General features: G+C 71.9%; 26 protein-coding genes. 11 read left to right on the forward strand and 15 right to left on the reverse strand.

Annotated features, from left to right (window positions below; translation table 11 throughout):
* The first annotated feature begins 32 nt into the window (after positions 1-32).
* The gene (locus tag ACZ7EG_RS33625) at positions 33-311 is read left to right on the forward strand and encodes a DUF4235 domain-containing protein (protein ID WP_359200798.1); all 279 of its coding nucleotides are present in this window, start codon (positions 33-35) and stop codon (positions 309-311) included.
* 110 nt (positions 312-421) lie between these two features.
* Here the strand turns inward: ACZ7EG_RS33625 and ACZ7EG_RS33630 are convergent, their stop codons facing one another.
* Positions 422-814, reverse strand: a complete 393-nt coding sequence (locus ACZ7EG_RS33630) for a VOC family protein (RefSeq protein WP_030845174.1) — start codon at positions 812-814, stop codon at positions 422-424.
* A gap of 79 nt (positions 815-893) precedes the next feature.
* Entirely contained in the window at positions 894-1,358 is a 465-nt protein-coding gene (locus ACZ7EG_RS33635; RefSeq protein ID WP_471087420.1) for a pyridoxamine 5'-phosphate oxidase family protein, read from the reverse strand.
* A gap of 888 nt (positions 1,359-2,246) precedes the next feature.
* Between ACZ7EG_RS33635 and ACZ7EG_RS33640 the strand changes: the two genes are divergently transcribed.
* The gene (locus tag ACZ7EG_RS33640; protein WP_471087423.1) at positions 2,247-3,755 is read left to right on the forward strand and encodes a hypothetical protein; all 1,509 of its coding nucleotides are present in this window, start codon (positions 2,247-2,249) and stop codon (positions 3,753-3,755) included.
* A gap of 185 nt (positions 3,756-3,940) precedes the next feature.
* Here ACZ7EG_RS33640 and ACZ7EG_RS33645 read toward each other — a convergent pair whose 3' ends face one another.
* From ACZ7EG_RS33645 to ACZ7EG_RS33670, 6 genes are all read right to left on the reverse strand, one after another.
* Positions 3,941-5,191 carry a cytochrome P450 gene (locus ACZ7EG_RS33645; protein ID WP_471087426.1) on the reverse strand — a complete coding sequence of 417 codons (1,251 nt, stop codon included), beginning with the start codon at positions 5,189-5,191 and terminating at the stop codon, positions 3,941-3,943.
* Positions 5,188-5,790, reverse strand: coding sequence for a GTP-binding protein (locus tag ACZ7EG_RS33650; protein ID WP_097222429.1), 603 nt, complete (start codon positions 5,788-5,790; stop codon positions 5,188-5,190). The genes ACZ7EG_RS33645 and ACZ7EG_RS33650 overlap by 4 nt, the downstream gene beginning before the upstream one ends.
* Entirely contained in the window at positions 5,771-6,142 is a 372-nt protein-coding gene (locus ACZ7EG_RS33655; RefSeq protein WP_033308582.1) for a DUF742 domain-containing protein, read from the reverse strand. Before ACZ7EG_RS33655 ends, ACZ7EG_RS33650 begins: the two co-directional genes overlap by 20 nt.
* A complete protein-coding gene (locus tag ACZ7EG_RS33660; RefSeq protein WP_003994857.1) occupies positions 6,139-6,549 on the reverse strand; it encodes a roadblock/LC7 domain-containing protein in 411 nt (136 codons plus the stop codon). The genes ACZ7EG_RS33655 and ACZ7EG_RS33660 overlap by 4 nt, the downstream gene beginning before the upstream one ends.
* A 4-nt stretch (positions 6,550-6,553) precedes the next feature.
* Positions 6,554-8,314, reverse strand: coding sequence for a sensor histidine kinase (locus ACZ7EG_RS33665; RefSeq protein WP_471087430.1), 1,761 nt, complete (start codon positions 8,312-8,314; stop codon positions 6,554-6,556).
* 287 nt (positions 8,315-8,601) lie between these two features.
* Positions 8,602-9,546 (reverse strand): GlxA family transcriptional regulator, encoded by a 945-nt coding sequence (locus tag ACZ7EG_RS33670; protein WP_471087433.1) that lies wholly within the window; start codon positions 9,544-9,546, stop codon positions 8,602-8,604.
* A 71-nt stretch (positions 9,547-9,617) separates the two neighbouring features.
* On the opposite strand from ACZ7EG_RS33670, the gene ACZ7EG_RS33675 reads away from it, so the two are divergent.
* Entirely contained in the window at positions 9,618-10,568 is a 951-nt protein-coding gene (locus ACZ7EG_RS33675) for an NADP-dependent oxidoreductase (protein WP_471087436.1), read from the forward strand.
* A 21-nt stretch (positions 10,569-10,589) separates the two neighbouring features.
* On the opposite strand, the gene ACZ7EG_RS33680 is transcribed toward ACZ7EG_RS33675, so the two are convergent.
* Both ACZ7EG_RS33680 and ACZ7EG_RS33685 read right to left on the reverse strand, forming a co-directional pair.
* Complete coding sequence (locus ACZ7EG_RS33680; RefSeq protein WP_471087439.1) at positions 10,590-11,696, reverse strand: NAD(P)-dependent alcohol dehydrogenase; 1,107 nt, start codon at positions 11,694-11,696, stop codon at positions 10,590-10,592.
* A gap of 21 nt (positions 11,697-11,717) precedes the next feature.
* Complete coding sequence (locus tag ACZ7EG_RS33685; RefSeq protein WP_471087442.1) at positions 11,718-13,172, reverse strand: aldehyde dehydrogenase family protein; 1,455 nt, start codon at positions 13,170-13,172, stop codon at positions 11,718-11,720.
* Positions 13,173-13,284: 112 nt separating this feature from the next.
* Between ACZ7EG_RS33685 and ACZ7EG_RS33690 the strand changes: the two genes are divergently transcribed.
* The 4 genes from ACZ7EG_RS33690 (at position 13,285) to ACZ7EG_RS33705 (ending at position 15,849) form a co-directional block, all read left to right on the forward strand.
* Positions 13,285-13,722, forward strand: coding sequence for a MarR family winged helix-turn-helix transcriptional regulator (locus ACZ7EG_RS33690; RefSeq protein WP_471087445.1), 438 nt, complete (start codon positions 13,285-13,287; stop codon positions 13,720-13,722).
* Positions 13,723-13,926: 204 nt separating this feature from the next.
* Positions 13,927-14,304: an anti-sigma factor antagonist gene (locus ACZ7EG_RS33695; protein WP_471087448.1), complete on the forward strand. Its 378-nt coding sequence runs from the start codon at positions 13,927-13,929 to the stop codon at positions 14,302-14,304.
* Between the two features lie 105 nt (positions 14,305-14,409).
* Entirely contained in the window at positions 14,410-15,072 is a 663-nt protein-coding gene (locus ACZ7EG_RS33700) for a DUF4230 domain-containing protein (protein ID WP_471087450.1), read from the forward strand.
* 231 nt (positions 15,073-15,303) lie between these two features.
* Complete coding sequence (locus ACZ7EG_RS33705) at positions 15,304-15,849, forward strand: VanZ family protein (RefSeq protein WP_471087453.1); 546 nt, start codon at positions 15,304-15,306, stop codon at positions 15,847-15,849.
* A gap of 21 nt (positions 15,850-15,870) precedes the next feature.
* Here the strand turns inward: ACZ7EG_RS33705 and ACZ7EG_RS33710 are convergent, their stop codons facing one another.
* On the reverse strand, positions 15,871-16,107 hold the full coding sequence (locus ACZ7EG_RS33710; RefSeq protein ID WP_471087456.1) for a hypothetical protein: 237 nt from the start codon (positions 16,105-16,107) through the stop codon (positions 15,871-15,873).
* Positions 16,108-16,173: 66 nt separating this feature from the next.
* Positions 16,174-16,983: an SDR family oxidoreductase gene (locus ACZ7EG_RS33715; RefSeq protein ID WP_471087459.1), complete on the reverse strand. Its 810-nt coding sequence runs from the start codon at positions 16,981-16,983 to the stop codon at positions 16,174-16,176.
* A 122-nt stretch (positions 16,984-17,105) separates the two neighbouring features.
* Between ACZ7EG_RS33715 and ACZ7EG_RS33720 the strand changes: the two genes are divergently transcribed.
* From ACZ7EG_RS33720 to ACZ7EG_RS33735, 4 genes are all read left to right on the forward strand, one after another.
* Entirely contained in the window at positions 17,106-18,146 is a 1,041-nt protein-coding gene (locus ACZ7EG_RS33720; protein ID WP_471087462.1) for a PHP domain-containing protein, read from the forward strand.
* Between the two features lie 39 nt (positions 18,147-18,185).
* The gene (locus ACZ7EG_RS33725) at positions 18,186-18,851 is read left to right on the forward strand and encodes an HAD family hydrolase (RefSeq protein ID WP_471087465.1); all 666 of its coding nucleotides are present in this window, start codon (positions 18,186-18,188) and stop codon (positions 18,849-18,851) included.
* A 208-nt stretch (positions 18,852-19,059) separates the two neighbouring features.
* Entirely contained in the window at positions 19,060-20,202 is a 1,143-nt protein-coding gene (locus tag ACZ7EG_RS33730) for an FUSC family protein (RefSeq protein ID WP_471087808.1), read from the forward strand.
* 212 nt (positions 20,203-20,414) lie between these two features.
* Positions 20,415-21,443: an SDR family oxidoreductase gene (locus ACZ7EG_RS33735; RefSeq protein WP_471087468.1), complete on the forward strand. Its 1,029-nt coding sequence runs from the start codon at positions 20,415-20,417 to the stop codon at positions 21,441-21,443.
* 289 nt (positions 21,444-21,732) lie between these two features.
* Here the strand turns inward: ACZ7EG_RS33735 and ACZ7EG_RS33740 are convergent, their stop codons facing one another.
* The 3 genes from ACZ7EG_RS33740 to ACZ7EG_RS33750 form a co-directional block, all read right to left on the reverse strand.
* Positions 21,733-22,014: a hypothetical protein gene (locus ACZ7EG_RS33740; protein WP_471087471.1), complete on the reverse strand. Its 282-nt coding sequence runs from the start codon at positions 22,012-22,014 to the stop codon at positions 21,733-21,735.
* A gap of 61 nt (positions 22,015-22,075) precedes the next feature.
* Positions 22,076-23,365 (reverse strand): ROK family protein, encoded by a 1,290-nt coding sequence (locus ACZ7EG_RS33745; protein ID WP_471087474.1) that lies wholly within the window; start codon positions 23,363-23,365, stop codon positions 22,076-22,078.
* Positions 23,366-23,483: 118 nt separating this feature from the next.
* Complete coding sequence (locus ACZ7EG_RS33750; RefSeq protein ID WP_471087477.1) at positions 23,484-24,446, reverse strand: phosphotransferase family protein; 963 nt, start codon at positions 24,444-24,446, stop codon at positions 23,484-23,486.
* Between the last annotated feature and the right edge of the window lie 27 nt (positions 24,447-24,473).

A 24,473-nucleotide genomic window follows, 5' to 3' on the forward strand; every position in this document is an offset into this window, starting at 1 on the left:
AAGGAGCTCCCGTGGCAAAGAAGAAGAAGAAGATGTCCCTCGCGTACCAGCCCGTGGGGTTCGTACTCGGCTGGTCGGGCGGCTGGCTGGCCGGGCTCGCCTTCCGCAAGACGTGGATGGCGATCCGGCACGAGGAGGACGCGCCCGACGCACTGGACAAGGACCGCGGCTGGGGCGAAGTCCTGCTGGCGGCCGCGATCCAGGGCGCGATCTTCGCGGTGGTGCGCAGCGCCGTGGACCGCGCGGGCGCCAAGGCGATCGAGCGTTCGACCGGCACCTGGCCGGTCGGCGAGAAGGGCGGCCGGGACTGACACGGCCACCCGGCCCCGTCCGGCAGCTGCCGGACGGGGCCGGTCGGGGCCTCGGAGGCCGGTCCGCCCTCAGCGGGTCTCCCGCGACGGCGGTAACCCTCTGCCCTCGCTCAGCCCTGTTTGGGTGCCGTCGGCGCGGTGCGGCGCAGGGTGAAGGAGTGGCCTGCCGGGTCGGCGTAGCCGCGCTCCTCCAGAGGGCCCGAGGGCTCCTTGGCCTCCAGGGGGCGGCCGCCGAGGCTGATGACGCGGCGTTCCACCGCGTCGAGGTCGTCCACCACGAACTCCAGGTGGGCCTGGAGGGAGTTCTCGGGACGCGGCCAGCTGGGCGGGGTCGCGTTGACGTCCCGGCGCAGGGCGATCCGGAAGCCGTCGGCGCTCTTGATCTCCACCCGGTTGGCGGTGGCGTCCGACTCCTCCCCCTCCAGCAGTTCCTTGTAGAACACGGCGAGCTTCTCGGGCTCGGCGCAGTCGAGCACGAGGACCCCCGCTTTCACCAGTGCCATGTCTCCTCCGCAGGATCGCGGCCGCGGGGCGGTCGTGCCCCGCGGCCCTCTCCTGTGCGGATATCCCGGTCCAGCCGATTCAGTCGGTCTTCAACCACCGTCCGTCGCGCATGAGTTCGCGGCCGTCGAGTTCGTCGGCCTCCCGCCAGGCCTGGATCCGCCGCGGTACGACGCGGAAGTAGAGGTACGGCGTGGCGAGCCGGCGGGGGTCGAACCCGGTCTTGGCGGCGAAGAGTTCGGCGTCCTGCTCGGTCAGCTCGCCGGGCTGGACCGTCTCGACGTCACCCTCGACCATGACGACGTCCCGGGTCGGCCCGATGCCCACGCGGGCCCGGCCGGACGCGGCCAGGTTCCGTCCGGTGGGGCTGGACGCGGGCGTGGCGAACAGCAGGTACGAGCCGTTCCAGAGGAAGGACAGCGGGACGAGGTAGGGCGTCCCCGACGCGCCGTCGGCCGTGGCGACCCAGGCGTCCACGTCGTGGTCCAGCCGGTGCAGGGTGTCCTTCTTGCGCTGCTCAGCGCTGCGTGCGGGTGCGGACGTCATCGTCGGTGCGCCTCCTGGTCGGTCGTCGAACGGACTTCGACCAGTGTGGCGTTCCGCGGCTCCGGAGGCTCGGTGGACGAGCCGGTACCGGGTGAGGGACGAGGGAGTATACGCAGCTCATGCGCTTCGGGCAGTAACGGAGATCACGGCAGGGTCACGGAATGGCTTATTCACGCCCTGGGCAGCCTCGTACCGCTTCTCGGTTCAACTTTCGGACTGCGAAGCCCAGTTCGAGTGTGCGGGCGGTCACGGCACCGTCCGCCAGCAGGGGTGGGGGGACTCCGCGTTCCGTCTCCCGAAAGGAAACGCATGCCTCAGGACCTCCGGTTCGACCTGCCCTTCGACACCCCGGCCAGCTCCCCACACGCCTCGGGCGAAGCAGCGCGTCCCGGATACAGGGGTCGCGCTACGCCTGACGGGCCGCGCGTGCTTCCTGATCAACACAGCTGAGGCGGCGATGCAGGTGCTCGCCTCGCAGCAGGAGTGCCGTCATCGCAGCAGTCGTGCCCCTCGCGGACGTTCACAGCAGGAGCCAGAGCCGGTCGCGTGAGTCCGGCTGTCCGGCGAGGCCGTCGCGGAAAGTTCAGAAGATTCCCGGACACGGCCGGTCAACGACCACGGTCGACCGATTCCGTTGCCAGGACCACAGCTCATTGGGAGACCGGTGTGAAATCTCGAGTCGCAGGTGCTGTTCCGAAGGCGTCCGCCGACAGCTCGATCCCGGCGCAGCCAAGCGCCCCGCTCCACCCCACGGAGGCGGGGAACACTCTGGCCCGCCTCTTGGTGAAACACATCAAGGGGAGCACGGAGCAGTACCGAAGGTCCCATAACGCCGCTCAGCAGCGGCTGAGCGCATTCGGCTCCCCCCTCTCCAGCACCACGCTGCAGGTGGAGGGAGCCCTCCACCTGGCGCGGCCCGCGTTCCTCCCGCCCGACGAGGAGGGCTACGCCAGGTTGAGGCACCTCGACACCAGTCTGCGCATGATCGAAGCAGCCTTCCCTCAAGTCAGCACCGACATCGAGGTCTGCAGACTGACCTGCACGATGCTGGAAGGGGCTTGGAGGAGCCGGGCCCTCACCCCGGCGCGCGAGGAGGAGCAGACAAGCGTCTGCGCCTGCGCTCTGTGCCGTCGGCTGCCCACGCCCCCCGCACGCACGCTGGACGACTACAGTTGGCGGCAGAGCGCCGGTCGTCCCCTCACCGTGAAGACCTGGCCACACCGCCGGGAACTCGACAGCGTCCTGACCGGTGGATGGTCCTGGACCCGGCAGATGAACGACCTCGAACGAGACCTCGGCCACCGCCACCGCTTCGAGGACGACATCCTCGTCTTCCACGAATACAAACGCGTGATCGACACCATCGACACAACGCGCCTCACCCAACACGTCGAAGGCCGCCTGGCCGAGAATTTCAGCACCAACAGCGCACGGGCCCTGGTCTCCGGACTCTTCGCAGCGCACAAGCGATCCGTCGACGAGTACTGGCTCCGACAGCACGACGCGGGCAGCGTCATGCTCCCCCAGACCAACCCGCTCACCCAGAGCGCCTACTCAGCCCTGCAGATGCTGGACTGCCTCTTCTGGCACGTCGCCCCCGACACCGAACTCTGGCAGGAGGAAAACCTCGCCTCCCTGCTGCTGTGCCGCGTCATCGACGACATGGCCGATGTACGGGCCGACGCCCTCACCGGCGAGATCAGCAACTTCTGGCTCGCCGACATGCCCACCCACACCAAGGCGCTCTACGCTGCCTGCGCGATAGCCCTCGTCAAGTACGGCTGCATGCCCGAGGCCCACAGCCCGATGTGGAACACCTGGCTGATGACCACCACCATCGTCTGGATGGGGCTGACGGGCCGCCACGCCCTGTGGTTCGACGGCATCACCCAGGGCCTCCCCCCGGCCGAGGAGTGCCCGCTGTGCGACCTGCAGCCCAACCCGTGCACCGGCATCCTCACCGACGGCACCACCCTCACCATCGCCCCGCGGGCCACCGCACCGGCACTGAGCACCCGGGCCGCCGAGCTGTCCGCACGCTGTCGAGCCCAATTCCCCCGGACATGGGCCCTCTTCGACGCCGAGCTCCATGCCTTCGAAGCACTGCACGGCCCCTGGTACGGCAACACGGACAGCACATGGGAGATCTTGCGCCGCACCTACATCGCCGCCGTGGAGGCATCAAGCGCCGCGCCATCGCCGGACCGCGCCCGTCATGTCCAACAAGACGCCGGCGTGGTCGGGTCCGAGAGGTTCCACACCCTGCACGACCCTCAGACCGGGAGGGAAGACACCGCACTGCTCGCCTACATGTTCGGCGGTGCCCACCCGCATTTCCTCTGGAACGCCACGGGTTACCGCCCCACGGGCGTCGCAGGCGACTGGCTCGACGGCTGACGCCTCAACCCTGATGGCCCGGGCCGCGCCCCGAACGGCCCCTGCTGAAGGTGGCCGTCGGCAGCGCGGCGTCGGCCTCCACCGCGCCGTCGAGCCGAGGCGCACGGACCCCACCGCGCCGTCGAGCCGAGGCGCACGGCGTTGCCCGGCCGGAAGCCGGCCGGGCAACTGTCTGCCGGCGTGGCCTAGACGGCGAACTCGACCGGCAGGCTGTCCAGCCGGGACTCCCACGTGGAGGCGGTCGAGCTTAGTTCTTCCGGCGGTACAGCCAGGCGCAGGTCCGGCAGCCGGTGCAGCAGGACGTCCACGCCGATCTCGATGATGGACTGCCCGATGTTCTGACCCGGGCACTCGTGCGGTCCGGAGCTGAACGCCAGGTGCGCCTGGTTGCCCTGCACGGCAACGGACGAGTCGGGTCGTACATCCGGGTCGAGGTTGCCGGCGGCCAGGCCCAGGATGAGCAGTTCTCCCTCCTGGACGTGATGGCCTCCGAGCTCCAGGTCGGCGGTTGCGAACCGGCCCGGCAGCACGGACAGCGGCGGGGTGTCCCACATGACCTCTTCCACCGCTGACGAGATGTTCAGCTCCCCGCTGACCAGACCGGACAGCCGGGCGGAGTCGGTGAGGACCCGTTGCAGGACCCGGGCCAGCAGGTTGCTGGTGGTGGTGTGCGCGGCGATCAGCACCAGGCGCAGATGGCTGACGACCTCGTCGTGGTCGAGGCCGGCCGGGTGCTCCAGGAGGGCCGTGGCGAAGTCGGAGCCCGGCTCGGCCCGCTTGCGCTCGGCGAGTTCCGCGAGGATCTGCATGATCCGCTCGTTGTGCTCGAGGGCGCCCTCACCACCCTTGAAGACCTCGGCGCACGACTCGATCAGGCGTTGCCCCTCCGCCGCGGGAAGGCCCAGCATCCTGGTGAGCACGAGCATCGGCAGTTGCTCGGCGTAGTCGGCCACGAGGTCGGCGCGCCCGGCGTCGGCGAACGCGTCGATCTGCTTGTTCGCGAAGTACGTGACGTGCCGCCGGATGCCCCGGGCCGCCGCCGCCTGCAAGCCGTCGGTGACGGCGCCGCGCAGCCTGCGGTGCGGTTCGCCGTCCTGGGACACACAGTCGGGGCGCCAGCCGACCATCGGCATGATCGGCGAGCTCTCCTCGATCCGGCCCTCCCGCCAGTCCCGCCAGATCCGCGCGTCCCGGCTGAACTGGCGGGGGTTGTCCAGCACCCGCCGGTTGTCGCGGTAGCCGAGCACCAGCCAGGCGGGCACGTCGCCCTCCAGCAGAACCGGCGCGACCGAGCCGTGCTCCTTGCGCAGCCGCTCGTAGATGCCCGCCGGGTCGGTCGCGGCGTCCGGGCCGTACAGCCTGGTCAGGTCGGCGCCGTGGTGGGCGACGGGGCAGCCCCGCACGGCCGGGAGTCCGGATTCGGTCGAGTCGTTCATCGGGGCTCCAGGGCCACGGCCGAGCGTTCCTTAAGATGGTGGATCAGTGCGACCAGGACGTCCCGGCTGGAGGCCCGGTCGCGGGCGTCGAAGGCCACGACCGGGGTGTGCTCGGGGATGTCCAGGGCGTCCCGGATCTCCTCGGCCGGGTAGTTCCGCGAGTCGGGGAAGACGTTCAGCGCGACCACGAAGGGGACTTCCAGCCGCTCCATCTCCTCGATCGCCCGGAAACTGGACTCCAGGCGGCGCGTGTCCACCAGGACGACCGCGCCGAGGGCCCCCTTGAACAGCCCGTTCCACAGGAACCAGAACCGTTCCTGCCCGGGCGTGCCGAACAGGTACAGCACCAGGCTCTCGTTGATGCCGATCTTGCCGAAGTCCAGGCTGACGGTGGTCTGCGTCTTGTCGGCGACGCCGATGAGGTGGTCGACGTCGGCACTGGCCTGGGTGAGGGTCTCCTCGGTGGTGAGCGGCTTGATGTCGCTGACCGACCGGACCATGGTGGTCTTCCCGGTACCGAACCCGCCGGCGATCATCACCTTCACCGAGCGGGTGTCCCCCGCCGAGCCTCCGGGTTGGTCAAAGCCTTTCAAGTCCACTGAGTACCTCCTCAAGGAGCGCGAGGTCGGGCCCGCGGCCGGCGTCGTGCGCCGGGATGGGGTTACGGGCTTCGACGCGACCTGCGTCCAGCAGGTCCGACAGCAGCACCGCGAGAATGTTGAAGGGGAGCCCGAGGTGAGCGCCGAGCTCGGCGACCGACAGCGGGTCACGGCAGCGGCGGAGGATCTCCTCGTGCTCGTGCTGCATGCCCGGTAACGGGGCGGCGCGGGAGACGACGAGGGTCGCCACGTCGAGGCTCGACGCCGAACCGCCCGGTCCGCTGCGCCCTCCCGTGAGGACGTAGTAGCGCTCGAGACCGGACGGGTCCGACGGTCTGCGGGGAGCACTCATCCAGAGTGCTCCTCCAGGCGCGGAGTGGTGCCGAGGAGCTCACCCATCCTGCGGGCCAGGTCCCTCATCTGGTGCCCGAGCAGGCCCTGGTCGAGGCCTTCCCTGGCGAGGACACCGAGGTACGTCTCCACACCCGCGCGCACGACGAAGAGGTGCCCGCCGTCCACCTCGATCATCGCCAGGCGCAGCTGCCCGGCGTACTTGGGGAACTGCTCGGCGACCGGCTGGGCCAGGGCCTGGAGGCCGGCCACCACGGCCGCGAAGCGGTCGACGTCGTCGGGGTCTTCGGCGCCGTAGGAGGTGATGGCTTTGCCGTCGCTGGAGGCCACGAGGGCGAAACGGATCTCCTGGATGCTCTCGACGAGATCGCGGAGCGCCCAGCTCACATCTGTTCCTTGTTGGGTCATGGGACTAGTCGCTCTCTTCGGTGCGGTGCTCGGTGTACTCGCGGCCGGCGAGGGAGTCGCGGTCGTCGGCCGGCTCGGAGGCCTTCGCCGCGTCGCGTCCGGCGGTGGCGAAGGCGGCGAGACCCGAGAAGGACGCGTCCGGCGGAACGGCGGCGACGGTCCCCCGGTCGGTCCGCTCGGCCGGCTTGGGCGCCTCCGTCTCGTTCCGCTTGCTGCGGCGCCGGGGCAGTCCGCCGGGCGTGGTCTCCACGGTCTCTGCCCGCGCGGCCCGTGGTTCGGGCACGGTGGCCGTCTCGCGGGCCGGGGCCGTGGTGGTGGTGCGCACCTCCGGGGCGAGCGCCGCCGGTGCGGTCGCGGCCGTGGGCAGCGGGCTGAAGTACTTGTGCGGGACCACGACCACCACTGAGGTGCCGAGCCACGGCGAGTCCGCGAAGGTGACGCGGATGCCGTAGCGGCGGGCGAGGGTACCGACGACGCGCAGGCCGATGTTGGCGTCCTCGGTGATGCCGCCGAGGCCCGCGCCGGGCGCGGTGCCCGCGAGGGCGTGCTCGGCCTCGCGCTTCTTCTCCTCGCTCAGGCCCTTGCCGGAGTCCTGGATCTCGATGCCGACACCGTTGGGGACCTCCTTGCCGGAGATGAGCACCGGCTCGGTGGGCGGCGAGTAGCGGGCCGCGTTGTCCAGGAGGTGGGCCAGGATCAGCGTGAGATGGTCGACGAGACCGCCGTCGACGCCCAGTTCGGGCAGGTGGCGCACCTGGATCCGGTGGAAGTCCTTGATCCGGCCGATGCCGCCGCGCACCACGCTCAGCAGCCGCTGCGGCTCCTGCCACTGCCGGCCGGGCCGGTCCGAGCCGCCGAGCACACCGATGCTCGCGGCGAGGGAGTCGGCGGGGCCGAGCTCCTGGTCGAGTTCCATCAGACCCCGGGCGACGGCCGGCAGCCGGCCGTGCTCGCCCTGCATCTCGTGCAGACGACCGCGGAGTTTGCTGGTCAGCACGTGAATGCGGTTGCCGATGCTGATCACGGCCTGCTCGGCGGAGGTGGAGCGGTCGAACTCCGCCTCCAGGCCGATCAGGGAGGTGCGCAGCAGCTTGCGCAGTTCGGTCTGGAGTTCCGAACTGACCTTGGCGCACTGGTTTACCGTGGGCAGCAGGTCGTCGATGGCATCGCCGGCGCGCAGCTTCTCCATCGCGTCGGGCAGCTGCTCGTCGGCGAGCCGGGCGACCGCGGCGAGCTGGTGGGTGAGCTGTTCCTGCCAGACCTCGGCCTGGTCGGCGAGCTGCGCCTCGTAGGAGGTGGCCTGCTCGGTCAGCCGTTCCTCATAGGCCCGGGACCGGTCGGTGAGCTGCGTCTCGTACGTGGCCCTCTGGTCGGCGAGCTGCGCCTCGTAGGTCGCGCTCTGGTCGGCCAGGCGCCGCTCGTACGCCGAGTTCTGCTCGTTGAGCTGGGATTCCAGGGTGGCGCGATCGGCGGCGAACTTGCGTTCCAGGCCCGCCACATGCTGCTGCCACTGCTGGTTGTGCTCGGCCTGCGTGGTGCGGAAGGAGCCTTCCGCCCGGTGCAGTTGTGCCCGGGTGCGCAGCAACAGCCGTACGCACACGGCACCGGCCGCCGTCGCCGCGACTCCGGCGACGGCCGCGGTTATTCGATCCGAGCTCATGAACGTGGCGGCAACGGTCCCGCCTCCCAAGCCCAGCGGCATCAACCACCAGCTGTACCAGGCGACAGGGGCCCGCGCCGCCGGTGGCGGAGTGGCGAGTTCCATCTGCATCCTTCGAAGCAACACGATCGAACGGGGGGGTGTGTGGATCGCACTCATGAGTACGCACCGCGAGTCGACTGGACGCGATCGCGTCAACTCGCAGCGCCGATCGGAACCCTATCGGGTTTGGACCCGAAAGGATCAATCCCGACCCCCTCCGAACGTGAGGGTTCCATCACGCTCCGACAGAGGGCAACAGGTCGACAAATGGCTTTGCAGTCACCGGACTTGGGCATACATCAGGGGCCGCTTCGACGGTGGAGCATCACGTCGCGCGGAAGCCGTGGAGGTCAGCGGGCGGTCTGGAACGTACGGCGGTAGGCCTGCGGGGAGACCCCGATCGCCGCGTTCAGGTGCTGACGCAAGGACGCGCCGGTCGCGAAGCCGACCCGGCCGGCGATCTGATCGACTGTCAGGTCAGTGGACTCCAGCAGATGCCGGGCCCGGACCACGCGCTGCTGGATCAGCCAGCGGCCCGGGCTGAGACCCACCTCGTCGTGGAAGCGGCGGGCGAAGGTGCGCTGGCTCATCCGCGCGTGGCCGGACAGATCTGCGAGCGTGAGCGGTTCGTCGAGGCGCTCCAGAGCCCAGGCGCGGGTGGCCGCGGTGCTCGCGGCGCCCTGCTCGGGGACGGGCTGCTCGATGTACTGGGCCTGGCCGCCGTCGCGGAAGGGCGGGACGACACAGCGGCGGGCGACGCTGTTGGCCAGCCGGCTGCCGTGGTCCTTGCGGACGAGGTGCAGGCAGATGTCCACGCCGGAGGCGGCCCCGGCGGAGGTCAGGAACGGGTGGTCGTCGACGAACAGCACGTCCGGGTCGAGGTCGACGCGCGGGAACAGGCGCCGGAAGTGGTCGGCGACCTGCCAGTGGGTGGTCGCCCGGCGTCCGTCGAGCAGACCGGCGGCGGCGAGGACGAAGGCGCCGGTGCAGATGGAGACGATGCGGGCGCCGGGGCGAATGAGCGCGAGCGCGGCCAGGACGTCGTCGGACACCTCGTCGGCCAGACGGTCGGGTGCGACGGGTGCGATCACGACCGTGCCCGCCGTGGCCAGGACCTCGGGACCGTGCTCGACGGTGACGCCGAAGTCCGCGTTGGTGCGCACCGGACGGCCGTCGACCGAGCAGGTGAGGACCTCGTACCGGCCGTCGGCCGCACCGAGGATCCGGCTGGGGATACCCAGCTCGAAGGGGTACACCCCGTCCAGGGCCAGGACCACCACTCGTTCACGTCGCATGGCACGATCGTATCGAATGTTGGCAATCTTGCCATTGGCGCGGTGTCCGCGGACCGGCACGCTGGTTGACCATGAGCACACAGAACACGATGCGGGCCATCAGCCAGGACGTCCTCGGCGGCCCCGAGGTCCTGAAGGAAGTGGAGATCGAGCGCCCGGCGCCGAAGCCCAACGAGGTACTGGTCCGGGTGCGGGCCGCCGGGGTCAACCCGACCGACTGGAAGCACCGTGCCACCGGTGGGTTCCTGGGCGAACCGCCCTTCGTCCTCGGCTGGGACGTCTCCGGGGTGGTGGAGGCGGTCGGCATCGGCGTCGTGGCCTTCGCGCCCGGTGACGAGGTCTTCGGCATGCTGCCGTACCCTTACGGGCACGGCTCGCACGCCGAGTACGTCATCGCCCCGGTCCGCGCCCTCGCCCGCAAGCCGGCCGGCGTCGACCACACGCAGGCGGGCGCGCTGCCGCTGGTCTCGCTGACCGCCTGGCAGGCGCTGACCGAACACGCGGGTCTCCGGCCCGGGCAGCGGGTGCTGATCCACGCCGCGGCCGGCGGGGTCGGGCACGTGGCGGTGCAGATCGCCAAGGCGCGGGGCGCCCATGTGATCGGCACGGCGAGCGCGGGCAAGCACGGGTTCCTGCGCGACATCGGCGTCGACGAGACGATCGACTACCGCGAGACGGACTTCACCGAGGCCGTGAAGGACGCCGACGTCGTCCTGGACACGATCGGCGGCGACAACGCCCTGCGCTCGCTGCGCGTGCTGCGCCCCGGCGGTGTCCTGGTCTCGATCCTCCCGGGCGGCTCGGACGAGCTCTACGAGGAGGCCGAGCGGCTCGGTGTGCGGGCGCTGCGGATGCTGGTGGACGCCGACCGCAGCGGCATGGAGGCGATCGCGGAACTCGTGGAGGCGGACAAGCTGCGCCCCACGATCGCCGGTACCTTCCCGCTGGCCGAAGCCGCCGAGGCACACGCCCTCGGCGACACCGGCCGCACGACGGGGAAGCTGGTGCTGCTGAACGACTGAGCCGGCATCGCGCGGGCGGTGTCAGAACGTCAGGACCGGCTTGATCGTCTTGCCGGACCTCATGTCCTGGACCGCCCGGTCGATGTCCACGAAGGGGTAGGTGCCGATCAGGCGGTGCAGGGGGAGCCGTCCGTCCTTCACCAGGGCGACCAGGGCCGGGATCATGGTCTGGGTCTCACTGTCGCCGAGGGTGAGGCCGACGACGCGCTTGCCGCCGAGGAGGCCGTTGACGTCGAGGGCGACCTCGGTGCCGAAGGGCGGGGCGCCGACCACCACCAGAGTGCCGCGGGCGGCGAGCGCGTCGACGCCCTGGCGCAGGACGCCGACGTTGCCCGTGGTCTCCACGACCCCGTCCGCGCCCTGGCCCGCGGTGATCTCGGCGAGGGCCGGGGCGAGGTCCGTCCCGCTCGTGTCGACGGTGTGGGTGGCGCCCAGCTCCCTCGCCAGGGTCAGGCGTTCGGCGACCCGGTCGACGGCGACGATCCTGGTGGCCGGGGTGAGCGCCGCCGCCATCACGGCCGACAGGCCGACCGCTCCGGCGCCCAGGACGACGACCGTGCCGCCGGTCTCGGGCTTCAGGACGTTCCACACGGCCCCGACACCGGTCTGTACGCCGCAGCCGAGCGGGGCGATCGACTCCAGCGGCACGTCCGGGTCGACCTTGACGAGGCTGCGCTCGTCGGCCAGCGCCAGCTCGGCGAAGGAGGACTGGCCGAAGAAGTGGCCGCCCAGCGCCTCGCCGCCCCGGCTGATGGTGCTGGTGCCGTCGGCCCGGCTGCCGCCGATCAGGTTCAGCGGCAGCCAGGTCGCGCAGTACGCCGGGTGCCCGCCCCGGCAGTTGCGGCAGTCCCCGCAGGAGGTGAAGGAGAGCAGGACGTGGTCGCCCGGCCTGACGCCCGTGACGGCGGAGCCGACGGCCTCGACGACGCCCGCGCCCTCGTGCCCGAGGACCCCGGGCAGCGGGAAGGGCAGTCCGCCGCTCGCCACCCCCAGATCGGTGTGGCACAGACCGGTGGCGACCATGCGGACCAGCGCCTCGTGCGGGCCGGGTGCGTCGAGGACGACGTCGGAGAGGGTGAAGGGGGCGCCGCCGGACTCGACGACCGCGGCACGGGTGGTGATGGGCATCGCGATGCTCCTTGACGGTGTCTAGTCGAGCGAGACGACGACGGACTTGACCTTGGTGTAACCGGCGAGGGCCTCGGGCCCGTACTCGCGGCCGTAGCCGGAGTCCTTCACCCCGCCGAAGGGCACAGCGGGGTCGAGCATCGCCCAGTCGTTGACCCAGACGATGCCGGCCTGGAGCCGGCCGGCGACGCGGTGCGCGCGGGCGAGGTTGCTGGTCTGGACGCCCGCGGCCAGGCCGTAGGGCGTGGAGTCGGCGAGGGCGACGGCCTCGTCCTCGTCGTCGAAGGGCTGGACGGTGAGGACCGGGCCGAAGATCTCCTCCTGAATCACGCGGGAGTCGTTCGCCAGGTCGGCGATGACGGTGGGCCGGTAGTAGTAGCCGCCGTCCAGGTCGAGCCGCTCGCCGCCGCAGACGATGCGGGCGCCTTCCTTGCGGGCCAGGGCGACGTACTCCTCGACCTTCTTCAGGTGCTTCTCGGCCGCCATCGGGCCGACGACCGTGTCCGGGTCGCGGGGGTCGCCGACCGGCACACCGGGCACGGCCTCGGCGAGGATGCCGAGCAGCGTCGGATACACCGAGCGGGCCACCAGCAGGCGCGGGCCGCCCATGCAGAACTGGCCGGTGTTGAAGACGAAGCCCTTGATGACCGCGCCGACCGCCTTCTCCAGGTCGGCGTCCTCGAAGACGATGTGGGCGGCGTTCCCGCCGAGTTCCATGGTGACGGGCTTGAGCGCCTCCCCCGCGACGCTCGCCACGTGGCGGCCGATGGCGGTGGAGCCGGTGAAGGCGACCTTGTCGACACCCCGGTGCCGCAGCAGTGCCTCGCCCGCCACCGGGCCGCTGCCGGTCACGACATTGACCACGCCGTCGGGGACACCCGCGTCCTGGAGCAGCCTGGCCATGTACAGGGCACTGAGCGGGGTCTCGTCGGCGGGCTTGTGGACGACCGTGTTGCCGGCGGCCAGCGCCGGGGCGATCTTCGAACCGGCCAGGATCAGGGGGAAGTTGAACGGGGTGATCGCGGCTACCACGCCGAGGGGCTCGCGCTTGGTGTAGGCGAGGGCGTTCATGGGGAGGTCGCGCAGGGCGCCGTCCTGGCTCTGGGCGAGGTGGGCGTAGTACTCGTAGTCGTTGGCCGCGTTGGTGACGTCGACGGCGCCGCACAGCGTGATCGGCTTGCCGACGTCCAGGCTCTCCAGCGCGGCGAGCTCGTCGGCGTTCTCCCGGATCAGCTGGGCGACGCGCTGCAGCACCCGGCCGCGCTCGCGGCCGCTCAGACCGGACCAGGCACCGTCGTCGAAGGCCTTACGGGCGGCGCGTACGGCCGCGTCGACATCGGCGGGGCCCGCCTCGGCGACGGTGGTGACGACCGTGCCCCGGGACGGGTCGATCACCTCGGCGCGCGCCCCGTCGGCGGCCTCGCGCCATCGGCCCCCGATGAACAGTTGCCCAGGTGTGCTCTCGAAGGTGGTCATCGCCACTCCTCAGCATCGTCGCCACGTTTTACTAAGTTTCAACAAACAGGATTCCTGTCTGTGCGCAGTCTCATGAGAGACAGGAATCCTGTCAATGCTCTAGCCTTCCTCCATGCTGGACGCACAGGTGACCAAGGCGCCCCCTTCCCTGCTCTACATGGTCAAGCAGGTGGAGCTCGTCGTGCGGTCCCATCTGGACGAGCTGGTCAGACCCTCCGGGATCACCGCACTTCAGTACACGGCGCTGACCGTGCTGGAACGGCACGACGGGCTGTCCGCGGCCCAGCTGGCACGTGACTCCTTCGTCACCGCCCAGTCCATCGCGGATCTGGTCCGCTCCCTGGAAGGCCGCGGGCTGGTGCGCCGGGAGCGCAACCCCCGCAACCGCCGGGAACTGCTGATCCTGCTCACCGACCCCGGCCGCGAGCTGCTCGCCCGGCATTCCGGCCCGGTCCGGGAGCTGGAGGAGCGGATGGTGCGGGACCTCACCACGCGCCAGACCGAGCAGTTCCGCCAGGCACTCACCCAGGCCTGGCACGCCCTGTCGTAGCCCACCGGGCGGTCGCGACGCGCCCCCGGGGTCACACCCGCGCACGCCCCGGCGCGAACCTCGGCCAACTCGGCGGGAATTCAAAGACATATGTCAATCGAACATGCTCAAATTCACTCGATGGAGGGTAACTTGCAGGGCGGGGACCGGTGTTGAGGCCGTAGCCCCACCCCACGCACGGAGCAGGCTGGAGGCGATCTCGTCGTGCGGCAGGAACCTGCACCGCTCACCCGGCATCTGCGCGTGCGCCGGGAACGGGGACACACGGTGCTGGAGTTCCGCGGCGAGATCGATCTCGCCGCGGCCTCGGAGATCGCACCGCACCTGGACCGGGAGACGGACCGCCCGGCCGCCCGGGTCGTCATCGACCTCAGCGGGATCGACTTCTTCGACTGTTCCGGACTGCGGCTGCTGTACCGCGCCCGCAGCCGGGTGCTCGAGCGGCGGGGCCAGGTGCTCCTCGTCTGTGCGCATCCGCTGACGCTGCGCGTCCTGCGGATCACCGGCCTGTCCCGGCTGCTGCCTCCGCAGCCGACGCTCGACGCGGCGCTGGAGCAGCCGGAGGCGACGTCCCGCCCTTGACGGGTCTGCGCCCCGCGCGCTTCCGCCGGGATCGCCTCAGCGTGAACCCGGCGGTCTGGCAGGAGGTGTGGCGGGCATCCGGTCAGTAGGAAGGAGGGCCGTCGCATGACGACTCCCGTCAAGCGCCTCCCCAGGCGCATGCCCGGCTGGGCAAAGGTGGTGACCGCGCTCGTGCTGCTGCTCGTCGTGTTCTTCGCCGGGCTCCGGCTGAGCGTGATCCCGGGCCTGAAGGACCTGTTCGGCACCGAGACCCAGGACCGGTCCGGCCCCGCGCTGCTGAAGTCCATCCAGGACATCAGCCGCTACGACGCCGCCTCCGGCAACTTCCAGGTCGTCGTGGACCTGGAGAAGGACGCCAAGCTCCTGCCCGACGCGATCCGCGGCACCCGCACCCTGTACGTGGGCGCGGGCACCGTCGACGCCTACGTCGACCTGGGCAAGGTCGGCGAGAACGACGTGCAGGTCAACGGCGACCGCACGTCCGCCACGCTCCGGCTGCCCCACGCACAACTGGGCAAGCCCGCCCTCGACCCCGACCGCTCCTACGCGGTCTCCAAGCAACGCGGTCTCTTCGACCGTCTCGGCGACCTCTTCTCGGACAACCCCAACGGAGAACAGGCCGTGCAGAAGCTCGCGGTGCGGCACATCGGCGACGCGGCGAAGGAGAGCGAGCTGACCGCACGCGCCGAGTCGAACACCACCGGCATGCTCGAAGGGCTGCTGCGTTCCCTGGGCTTCAAGGAGGTGCGCGTCTCGTACGGGAGCTGACCTGCCTGCGGGGCGCCGGGCCGGAGCAGGTGCGCCCGGCGGCGTAGTGCTCGTCGGGCGCCACGCCATGGGGGAGTGCCCGGGCCGAACGCGGGGCAACCGAGGGTGGGAACGGTCCCGGGCGACACCGCCCGGGACCGTGGCCTGGAACGCCCCCCCCCACGGCATCGTCGGCGCGGCCGGGGGTAACCGCCCTGTCACGCAGGGAAATTGAAGAGTGGAGGACCCCCCATGGCCAGTGCTGCCTCACGTCCCCGGACCACCGGGCCCGGGAGCGAGCGACGCCCGCTCCCGTGGCCCGTCCGGCTGCTGGCGATGCTGTGCGCGTTCACGTTCATGGTCGCCTTCGCCGTGGTGCTGGCCCGGCTGACCTTGCAGCCCTCGCCCGCCTCGGAGGCGCTGACCCACAGCAATCTGCAACCGGGCAGCTCCCTGAAGGCCTATCTCGACCAGCCCGAACTGCGCGACGCGTTCAAGCAGATCGGCGGCAACATCCTGCTCGGCATTCCCTTCGGCGTCCTGGTGCCCGTGGTCGCCCCCCGCACCCGCGGCATCCTGCGTGTGCTGTTGCTGACCGCGGTCGTGATGCTCCTGGTGGAGTTCGCCCAAGGGGCCCTCGTCACCGGCCGCGCCTTCGACATCGACGACGTCATCCTCAACACGACGGGCGCGCTCATCGGTTACCTGCTCCTGGGGCGCCGCCTGAGCAGGGCCGTCCACGCGCGCAGGCCCCGCCAGGCCCGGGCGGAGCAGAAGCCGTCGGCCGGCGAGGTCTAGCGGCACGCGCCGTGTGCGGCACTAATGCACGGTCCAGGTGAACTTGTCTCCGCCCACCCAGCGCACCACGTCCGGATCGTCCATGTCGTGCACGGGGATGCCGAACGCGGCCGCGGCCGCCAGCACGTCGGTGACGGCCCGGGCCTCCCCGACCACCTGGCCGTCGATCTGCACGATCCGGAACGGCGGTGTGCCGGGCTGTACCCCGAGCACCAGGATCCGCGGGTGCGGTATGTACGGGCTCGCGCTTTCGGTCATGCATCGAGCCTAGAACGCAACCGGCGCCCGCGCGGGTCCGGAGCACCCGCCGGGCCGTCCGGCCGCTCAGGGGCGGCGCCAGTCGTGGCCGGTCAGGTGGGACCCGGCCTGCGGGCCCATCCGCAGCATGCCGCCGTCGACACTCCAGGACGCGCCGGTGACGTACGAGGCGTCCGGACCGGCGAGGAAGGCGATGACGGCGGCGACCTCCCGGGCGTCACCGGGCCGGCCGAGCGGGATGCCCGGGCGGTTCTCGGTGTGCGGGTCGGTGTCCTCCTGCCCGGTCATGGGCGTGGAGATCTCGCCCGGGGCCACGGCGTTGACTGTGATGCGGTGTTCGGCCAGTTCGAGTGCCATGACCTGGGTGAGCAGTCCGAGACCGCCCTTGGCCGCGCAGTAGGGGGCGGCGCCCACCCGCGGCTGATGCTCGTGGACGGACGTCACGTTGATGATCCGGCCGCCCTCGCCGTGCCCGATCATGTGCCGGGCCGCCTTCTGCCCGCACAGGAAGGGCCCCACGAGATCCACGTCGAGGACCTCGCGCACGTCCGGCAGCTCCAGGTCGAGGAAGGGCGTCATGGTGCCGGTGCCGGCGTTGTTGACCAGTACGTCGATGCGGCCCAGCCGCTCGCACAGCTCGTCGACGGTGTCCGCGGCGTCGGGCAGCCGGGTGAGGTCCATCCGGGCGACCTCGGCCCGCTGTCCGTGCGCGCGCACCTCGTCGGCCGTCTCCTCCGCGCCCTTGCGGTCGGTGTGATAGGTGATGCCGACATCCATGCCGGCCCGCGCGAGGTGGACGGCGGTGGCACGGCCGATGCCGGAGTCGGCGCCGGTGATCACGGCGACTTTGCCGATGGGCGCGGTGGGGTCGGACATGACGGTCCTCCTCGTCGAGGGGTCGGGGCGAGGCATCGCAGTACCCGGGGGGATACCGGGCAAACCGGCCGCCCGTCGTGCGGCCCGCCGGGCGCTGGGGAACCCTTGAGGTGGAGGTGGCGATGGATCCCGTCGAGGCACTGGACCGGATCGCCTTTCTGCTGGAGCGGTCCCTTGCGCCGACCTACCGCGTGCGCGCCTTCCGTACGGCGGCCCGCGTGCTGAAGGACCTGGGCGGGGACGAGATGCGCCGGCGGGCGGCGGACGGCTCGCTGGAGAAACTCAAGGGCGTCGGCCCGAAGACCGCCCAGGTGGTGCGGGAGGCGCTGGCCGGCGAGGTCCCCGGCTATCTGGACAAGCTGGAGCGCGAGGCGGAAGAACAGCCCGCCGTGCGGGGCGGCGAGAAGCTGCGGTCGCTGCTGCGCGGGGACTGCCATCTGCACTCCGACTGGTCGGACGGCGGCAGCCCGATCGAGGAGATGGGGCGGGCAGCTGCGGAACTGGGCCACGACTGGGCGGCGCTGACCGATCACTCGCCGCGGCTGACGGTGGCTCGCGGGCTGTCTCCCGAGCGGCTGCGGGAGCAGCTGGACGTGGTGGCGGAGCTGAACGAGACCTGGGCACCGTTCCGGCTGCTGACCGGCATCGAGTGCGACATCCTCGAGGACGGCGCGCTCGACCAGGAGCCGGAGCTGCTGGACCGGCTCGACGTGGTGGTGGTGTCGGTGCACTCCAAGCTGCGCATGGACGCCCGGTCGATGACCCGGAGGATGGTGGCCGCCGTACGGAATCCGCACTCGGACGTGCTCGGGCACTGCACGGGGCGGCTGGTGACCGGGCGGGGGCGGCCCGAGTCGGAGTTCGAAGCGGACGAGGTGTTCGCCGCGCTCGCGGAGACGGGCACGGCCCTGGAGATCAACAGCAGGCCGGAGCGGCTGGACCCGCCGCGGCGGCTGCTGCGCCGGGCCGTGGACGCCGGGGTGCTGTTCTCCATCGACACCGACGCGCACGCGCCGGGGCAACTGGACTGGCAGATCAACGGGTGCGCACGGGCGGAGGAGTGCGGGGTGCCGCCCGAGCGGGTGGTGACCACGTGGTCCCTCGACGAACTGCTGGCCTGGACCCGTGAGCGGCGGATGCCGTCCGGCGTGGCGGGCGGCTGACGTGGTACCCGCGCGGCCGGAGAGGAAGGGACTGTACCTATGAGAAGCGCGGGACGGGCGGCCGTGTTCGACGTCGACGGCACGCTGGTCGACACCAACCATCTGCATGTCGTGAGCTGGTGGGAGGCGTTCCGCCAGGCGGGCCACCAGGTGCCGATGCACGCCGTCCACCGGGCCGTGGGCCTGCCGTCGACCGACCTGGTCGCCCATCTGCTGGGCGACGACCGGGACCCGGACCAGGACGCCGACATCAGCGCCGGTCACAAGGCGCTGTACGGGCAGTATTTCGACCGGCTGCCCGCGCTGCCGGAGGCCGGGGCGCTGCTGCGGCGGCTGCACCGGGACGGCTGGACGGTGGTGCTGGCCACCTCGGCGAGCGGCGCGGAGCTCGGTGCGCTGCGCCGGGCGATCGACGCGGACGAGGCCATCGCCGCCACGGCGAGCGCCGACGACGTCGACGAGGGCAAACCCGCCCCCGAGCCGGTCGAGCACGCCCTGGAGCTGGCCGGGGTGCCGGCGGAGCGGGCGGTGTTCGTCGGCGACACCGTGTGGGACATGCGGGCGGGCAGCAGGGCCGGGGTGCGCTGCGTGGGCGTCCTGTGCGGCGGCATCCCGCGCGCCGACCTCGCGGAGGCCGGCGCGGACGCGGTCTACGCCGACCCCGCGCACCTGCTGGCCGCCCTCGGCGACAGCCCGCTGGCATGAGTGGAAGTGAAACCGCCGGTCAGACGGATACCCACAGCGCATGACGCGTGAGACGAGTGAGATACGGCGGAAGGCGGGAGCCCGCCGCGGGCGGAGGGACATGGACGGAGACCGGGGGGCGGCCTCGGACGCGGGGCCCCAGGGAGCACCCACGACGGCTCAGGGGCGGATCGGGAACCTGCAGCAGAGAACGCGATCCGTGCGTCCGGTGGATGCCGTGCGGCGGGAGTCGCAGTCGGCGTGGGAGGCCGTGCGGGCGGCCTGGCGACGGCCCGGGCGGGAGCGGGATCTGGTGGTCCAGTCGCTGAAGGCGGCCGGGGCGGCCGTGCTCGCCTGGCTGGTGGGTGGCGTCTGGATGGGCGATCCGCTGGCGCTGATGGCGCCCTGGGTGGCGCTGGTGCTCGTGCAGGCCACCGTCTTCAGCTCCGTGGTGCAGGGGGCGCGGCAGTTCGGGGCGATCTGCGTCGGCACGCTGGTGGCCTCGGGGGCCCAGGCGGTCACGGACGACACGACCGGCGCGCTCGCCCTGTCGGTGCCGGTGCTGATGCTGCTCGCGAACTGGCCCCGCTTCGGCGACCAGGGCATCTACGCGGCGACCACGGCCCTGTTCACCATCTCCTCGGGCATGGTGAGCCTGTCGGCCGTCGGGCACCGGGTGGAGCAGGCCGCGATCGGCGCCGTCATCGGCGTCGCCGTCAACGCGCTCGTCCTGCCCCCGATCCACTTGCGGGACGTACGGGAGAACCTGGCGGCACTCGCCCGGGAGACGGGAGAGGTGCTGCACACCGTCGCCCGCGATCTGCGCGAGGGTGAGTGGGACGGCCACACCGCCGCCGGCTGGGTCAGTGCCTCGAACCGGCTGGACCACCGCCTGAAGGCGCTGCGCTCGGCGCGCCGGTGGAGCCAGGAGAGCCTGCGCCTGACCTACGCCCCACTGCGGGCCCTGCACCGCGTACCGCACGACGGTGCGCTGCCGGCGGTGGACGAGGACGAGCGGCTCGGCCGGGTCACCGGTCACGTCGCCACGCTCACTCGGGCCCTCGCGGTGTCCGTGGACGACAAACGGACTCCCGCCCCGCCGGAGGGCCCGGCCCTGCGCTCGTACGCGCGTCTGCTGGAGCTGGTCGGGGACGCCCTGTGCACCGAGGCCGACAGCCTGCTCGACGGCGGCACGACCGCCCGGCCGGACGAGGAGACCCAGAAGGCCATGCGGGAACTGCAGGAGGAGTTGCAGGAGAAGCTGCGCCGGCACGCCGGGGAGGGGGCCGCCCACACGGCGGTTCTGGGCACGCTGCTGCTCCAGGCGGAGAACCTCTGGGCCGAGACCCTCCCGGACGACGAGGAGGAGTGACCCGTCTCACCGGGCAGGGGTTCCGGGCGCGGAACACTCGCGGGTGGTTGTCCGTTGAACAAGGCGTGAGTCCGGACAGTGCTCCGGGCCCCTGAGCCGCCCCGGCCGTGATTCCCCCGTCCGGCCGGGGCTTTCCTCTTCCCACATGCAAGACCTGTGTACCGGGTACTCGGTCACCTCTCGTGGAACCAGGCGGCCGAGAGGAGCACGAAGTGAGCAGTGGAACGGGCATGAGGGTCGTCGTCACGGGCGCCACCGGCAACGTCGGCACGAGCGTGGTGCGCTTGCTGTCCAAGGACCCGGAGGTCGCCTCGGTGCTGGGTCTGGCCCGGCGGATCCCCGACTGGTCGCCGCCCAAGACGGACTGGGCCGCCGTCGATCTGGCCTCGGAGCGGTCCGATCTGATGGAGCGGTTCTCGGACGCCGACGCGGTGGTCCATCTGGCCTGGGCGTTCCAGCCGACGCACGATCCGGCTGCGACCTGGCGCACGAACGTGCTCGGCAGCATGCGGGTCTTCGAGGCGGTGGCCGAGGCGGGCGTGCCGGTTCTGGTGCACGCCTCGTCGGTCGGCGCGTACTCGCCCGGCCCCAAGGACGAGGCGGTGGACGAGTCGTGGCCGACGCACGGCTGGCCGGACGCCGCGTACTGCAGGGAGAAGGCCTATCTGGAGCGGGCGCTGGACACCTTCGAGCGGGACCGTCCCGGGACGCGGGTGGTGCGGATGCGGCCCGCCTTCCTCTTCCAGCGGGAGTCCGCGAGCGAGCAGCGCCGCATCTTCGGTGGCCGGTTCCTGCCCGGCCCGCTGGCCCGCCCGGAGCTGCTGCCGTTCCTGCCGGACATCCCGGGGCTGCGGATGCAGGCGCTGCACACCGAGGACGCGGCGAACGCGTACCGGCTGGCGCTGCGCTCCGACGTCCGGGGCGCCTTCAACCTGGCGGCCGACCCGCCCGTCGACGCGCGGCTGCTGGGCGAGATGTTCGACGCACGTCCGGTGCGGCTGCCGCGCAGCGCGGCCCGGTCGGCGATCGCCGCCGCCTGGGGCCTGCATCTGCTGCCCGCCTCCCCGCACCTGTTCGACGCGGTGCTGCGGCTGCCGCTCATGGACTGCAGCCGTGCGCGTACCGAGCTCGGCTGGCGGCCGGAGCACACGGCTCCCGAGGTGCTGGAGGAGTTCCTGCTGGGCCTCCAGCAGGGGGCGGGGGCGCCGACGGAGCCGCTGCGGGGACGCAAGGTGGGCTGACCCCGGCGAGCCCGCCGCTGCGGGGACGCGAGCTGACCCCGGCGAGCCCGCCGCTGCGGGGACGCGAGCTGACCCCGGCGAGCCCGCCGCTGCGGGGACACAAGGTGGGCTGACCCCGGCGAGCCCCGGGCGGGCCGTGTACGACCGGGTGAGCGGCCCTGGACATCGCGCGGGGCATCGCGGCCTCTGCACGACCTGGCGAGCGGCCCTGGACGTGCCCGGGCAAGACATGCACGAGGGCCGCAGCCGACCCCCACAGCCGGCTGCGGCCCTCGGTGGGATGCCCTCCTCAGGCGGAGGGCTCGTCCGGCACCGGATGCTCGGGGTGAACCGTTCCCGAGTGCGGTGCTCCCTGCCGGCCCGTCCCCGCTTCGTCCGTGTCGGGGACGTCACCGGTGGGCTCGTCGGTCTCGTCGTCGCTCCGACGCTCCGCTTTCTCGCCCTCGCCGGTGCCCGTGAAGCGCGGGGCGACCTCCCACGGGTCCTCGCCGTCGTCGGCCTGCTGGTCCGGCATGTCCCGCGGGATGGGCTCACCGTTCTCGCCGGGTCCTTCGAGGCGGTGGTCGGTCACGGCGTGCTCCCTTCTGTGGTCCGGGCGCCACGCGAGTACCTCCGCGGTGATCGGCGAAACCTCAGTGCGGGGTCCGCTCCCGAAGTGCCGTGCGCCAGGCGGGGAGCCGATACTCCGGTGCCGGGTCGGGGCGCCGTCCGCCGCGGGCGAAGAAGTCGGCGAGCGGCAGGATCGCGGCGCCGACGGTGACCGCGTCGGGCCCGAGCCGGCCAAGGTCGACGGTCACCTTCCCGGCCGGGTGACGCAGCGCGTACGACATGGCGTGACGGCGTACGGCGGGCAGGAAGCGCGAGCCGAGCGCCAGGCCCGCCCAGCCGCCGATGAGGACGCGCTCGGGCTGGAAGAGGTTGATCAGATCGGACAACCCCGCCCCGAGGTATTCGGCGGTCTCTTCCAGGACGGCCAGCGCGACGGGGTCGGCCGCACCGCCCGCGGGCGGGTAGGCCGCGGCGAGCATCGCCGTGAGAGCGGTCTCCTCGTCGGCGCCGTCCGGGAACCGGCCGCCTTCCTCCCGCCAGCGGGCCAGCAGCGACTCGGCCCCCGCATACGCCTCCAGGCAGCCGAGCGCCCCGCACCGGCAGCGGCGGCCCCGGACCCGTACGGTCAGATGCCCCCATTCGACCGCGCGGCCCTGTTCCACGTCCGGGGTGACGAGGCTCGCGCCGACGCCGGAGCCGAACAGCACCACGACGGCGTTGTGGGCGCCGCGTCCGGCGCCGAACCACATCTCGGCCTGGCCCAGCGTCTTGGCGCCGTTGTCGATGAAGTACGGGACGGTGTCCGGCAGCGGGGAACCGGCGCGGAGCAGGGCCTCCAGCGGGACGGCGTCCCAGCCGATGGTCTGCCCGTGCACGAGCGCGCCACGGTCCGCGGTGCGCTCGACGATGCCGGGCACGCCGATGCCGACGCCGAGGAGCCGCTCGGGCGCGAGGCCGGCGGTGTCCAGCACCTCGGCGATGCCCCGGCGGATGTGGCCGACGACGGCCTCGACCTCGTAGCGCTGTGGCGACGGCTGGTGCTCGGTGCGAGCGAGTTCGGTGAGGGTGAGGTCGAAGAGTTCGACCCGGACCCGGGTCTCGCCGACGTCGACGCCGATCATGTGGCCGCTGCCGGGCGCGACGCGCAGCAGGGTGCGGGGGCGGCCGCCGTCGGAGTCGACGCTGCCGGCCTCCTCGACCAGCCCGTCGGCGACCAGGTCGGCGACGACGTTGCTGACGGAACCGGAGCTCAGGCCGGTCGCCGGGCCGAGTTCGAAGCGGCTGAGCGGGCCGTCGAAGTAGAGCCTCTGCAGCACGGCCGTGCGGTTGGCCCGCCTGAGATCGCGTACCGTGCGCCCGTTCCGCGCAGCCATGTGGCTCCCCCTTCGCGTCCCCTGTCCGACCTGCAACATACCGTCGAGGAGGGGCCCGGGGCGACATTCCTCCACCCCTTATTTCACGGTGTGAGATAACCGCGTCCGGTCGGTGGGCTCAGGACGTCTCCTCGATCTCGTCCAGGGCGGCGACGAGTTCGGGGGCGACCGTCTCCCGCACCCAGCGCCGCTGCTCCTCGCCGGCCTCGCGGGGAATCGTCTCGGTGAGCATGATCAGGTACAAGTAGGCCCGGTACAGGGCCAGTCTCAGACGGGCCGGGGCGTCGAAGCGGGCCCGGCCGCCGGCCTCCCGGTAGCCGGCCAGGAAGTCCTCGTCCCTCCTGATGTCCCCGAGCAGCGCCAGGGAGACGAAGTCGGCCAGGGGGTCGCCCCAGAACATGCGCTCCCCGTCGATGAGGCCGCCGATGCGGGCCCGTCCGTCCACGCGGTCGACGAGGATGTTGCCCCGCCACAGGTCGAAGTGGACGAGGCAGGGCCGGGTCACCTCGTCGAGGGCGCCGTACGCGGACGCGGCGGTACGGGCCACGGAGTCGACGGGGCGGGGCAGCCGGGCCCCGTAGCGCCGGGCGTCGTCGAGGACGGCGTCGAACATCGCCGTGAACGCCGTCCGCCAGTCGGGGGCGAGCGGGCCGAGGGCGCCGGAGGGGTAGCCGTGACCGGGGCCGGTCACACCGTGCAGGCGGGCCACCTGGCGTCCCAGTTCCGTGCGCAGAGCGGTCTGTTCCGGGTCGGTGAGCGTGCCGTCCCACGGGTCGCCCGGCAGGGCCGTCATGAGCAGGAAGTCGTCCCCCGCCGACACCGTCCGCGGCGCGGGGACCCCTGCCCGGGAGGCCGAGCGGTAGAACTCGGCCTCCGAGACGAGCAGCCGCTTCTCGTGCCGCAGACCGGGGACGGCGGCGGCCGGCGGGATCTTCAGCACGTAGCGGCCGCCGTCGGTGAGGCGGAGTTCCTCGACGGTGTTGTACGTGCCGCCCGTCAGCGGGACGAGGTGGGCGAGGCGGCGGGGGTCCAGGCCCGCCCCCTCCAGGATGTGCCGGGCCCGTTCCCAGGAGTCCACCACCGTGTGCCCACCCCTCCCCTGCCGCAT

Source organism: Streptomyces sp. NPDC037100 (assembly GCF_055606225.1).

Bases quoted from the DNA above. Each gene is read 5' to 3' on its own strand.
- ACZ7EG_RS33665 (WP_471087430.1), bottom strand. From the start codon at position 8,314: ATGGAACTCGCCACTCCGCCACCGGCGGCGCGGGCCCCTGTCGCCTGG.
- ACZ7EG_RS33655 (WP_033308582.1), bottom strand. From the start codon at position 6,142: ATGAGTGCTCCCCGCAGACCGTCGGACCCGTCCGGTCTCGAGCGCTAC.
- ACZ7EG_RS33645 (WP_471087426.1), bottom strand. From the start codon at position 5,191: ATGAACGACTCGACCGAATCCGGACTCCCGGCCGTGCGGGGCTGCCCC.
- ACZ7EG_RS33660 (WP_003994857.1), bottom strand. From the start codon at position 6,549: ATGACCCAACAAGGAACAGATGTGAGCTGGGCGCTCCGCGATCTCGTC.
- ACZ7EG_RS33630 (WP_030845174.1), bottom strand. From the start codon at position 814: ATGGCACTGGTGAAAGCGGGGGTCCTCGTGCTCGACTGCGCCGAGCCC.
- ACZ7EG_RS33625 (WP_359200798.1), top strand. From the start codon at position 33: ATGTCCCTCGCGTACCAGCCCGTGGGGTTCGTACTCGGCTGGTCGGGC.
- ACZ7EG_RS33685 (WP_471087442.1), bottom strand. From the start codon at position 13,172: ATGACCACCTTCGAGAGCACACCTGGGCAACTGTTCATCGGGGGCCGA.
- ACZ7EG_RS33680 (WP_471087439.1), bottom strand. From the start codon at position 11,696: ATGCCCATCACCACCCGTGCCGCGGTCGTCGAGTCCGGCGGCGCCCCC.
- ACZ7EG_RS33745 (WP_471087474.1), bottom strand. From the start codon at position 23,365: ATGGCTGCGCGGAACGGGCGCACGGTACGCGATCTCAGGCGGGCCAAC.
- ACZ7EG_RS33725 (WP_471087465.1), top strand. From the start codon at position 18,186: ATGAGAAGCGCGGGACGGGCGGCCGTGTTCGACGTCGACGGCACGCTG.
- ACZ7EG_RS33720 (WP_471087462.1), top strand. From the start codon at position 17,106: ATGGATCCCGTCGAGGCACTGGACCGGATCGCCTTTCTGCTGGAGCGG.
- ACZ7EG_RS33675 (WP_471087436.1), top strand. From the start codon at position 9,618: ATGAGCACACAGAACACGATGCGGGCCATCAGCCAGGACGTCCTCGGC.
- ACZ7EG_RS33715 (WP_471087459.1), bottom strand. From the start codon at position 16,983: ATGTCCGACCCCACCGCGCCCATCGGCAAAGTCGCCGTGATCACCGGC.
- ACZ7EG_RS33670 (WP_471087433.1), bottom strand. From the start codon at position 9,546: ATGCGACGTGAACGAGTGGTGGTCCTGGCCCTGGACGGGGTGTACCCC.
- ACZ7EG_RS33700 (WP_471087450.1), top strand. From the start codon at position 14,410: ATGACGACTCCCGTCAAGCGCCTCCCCAGGCGCATGCCCGGCTGGGCA.
- ACZ7EG_RS33690 (WP_471087445.1), top strand. From the start codon at position 13,285: ATGCTGGACGCACAGGTGACCAAGGCGCCCCCTTCCCTGCTCTACATG.
- ACZ7EG_RS33635 (WP_471087420.1), bottom strand. From the start codon at position 1,358: ATGACGTCCGCACCCGCACGCAGCGCTGAGCAGCGCAAGAAGGACACC.
- ACZ7EG_RS33710 (WP_471087456.1), bottom strand. From the start codon at position 16,107: ATGACCGAAAGCGCGAGCCCGTACATACCGCACCCGCGGATCCTGGTG.
- ACZ7EG_RS33705 (WP_471087453.1), top strand. From the start codon at position 15,304: ATGGCCAGTGCTGCCTCACGTCCCCGGACCACCGGGCCCGGGAGCGAG.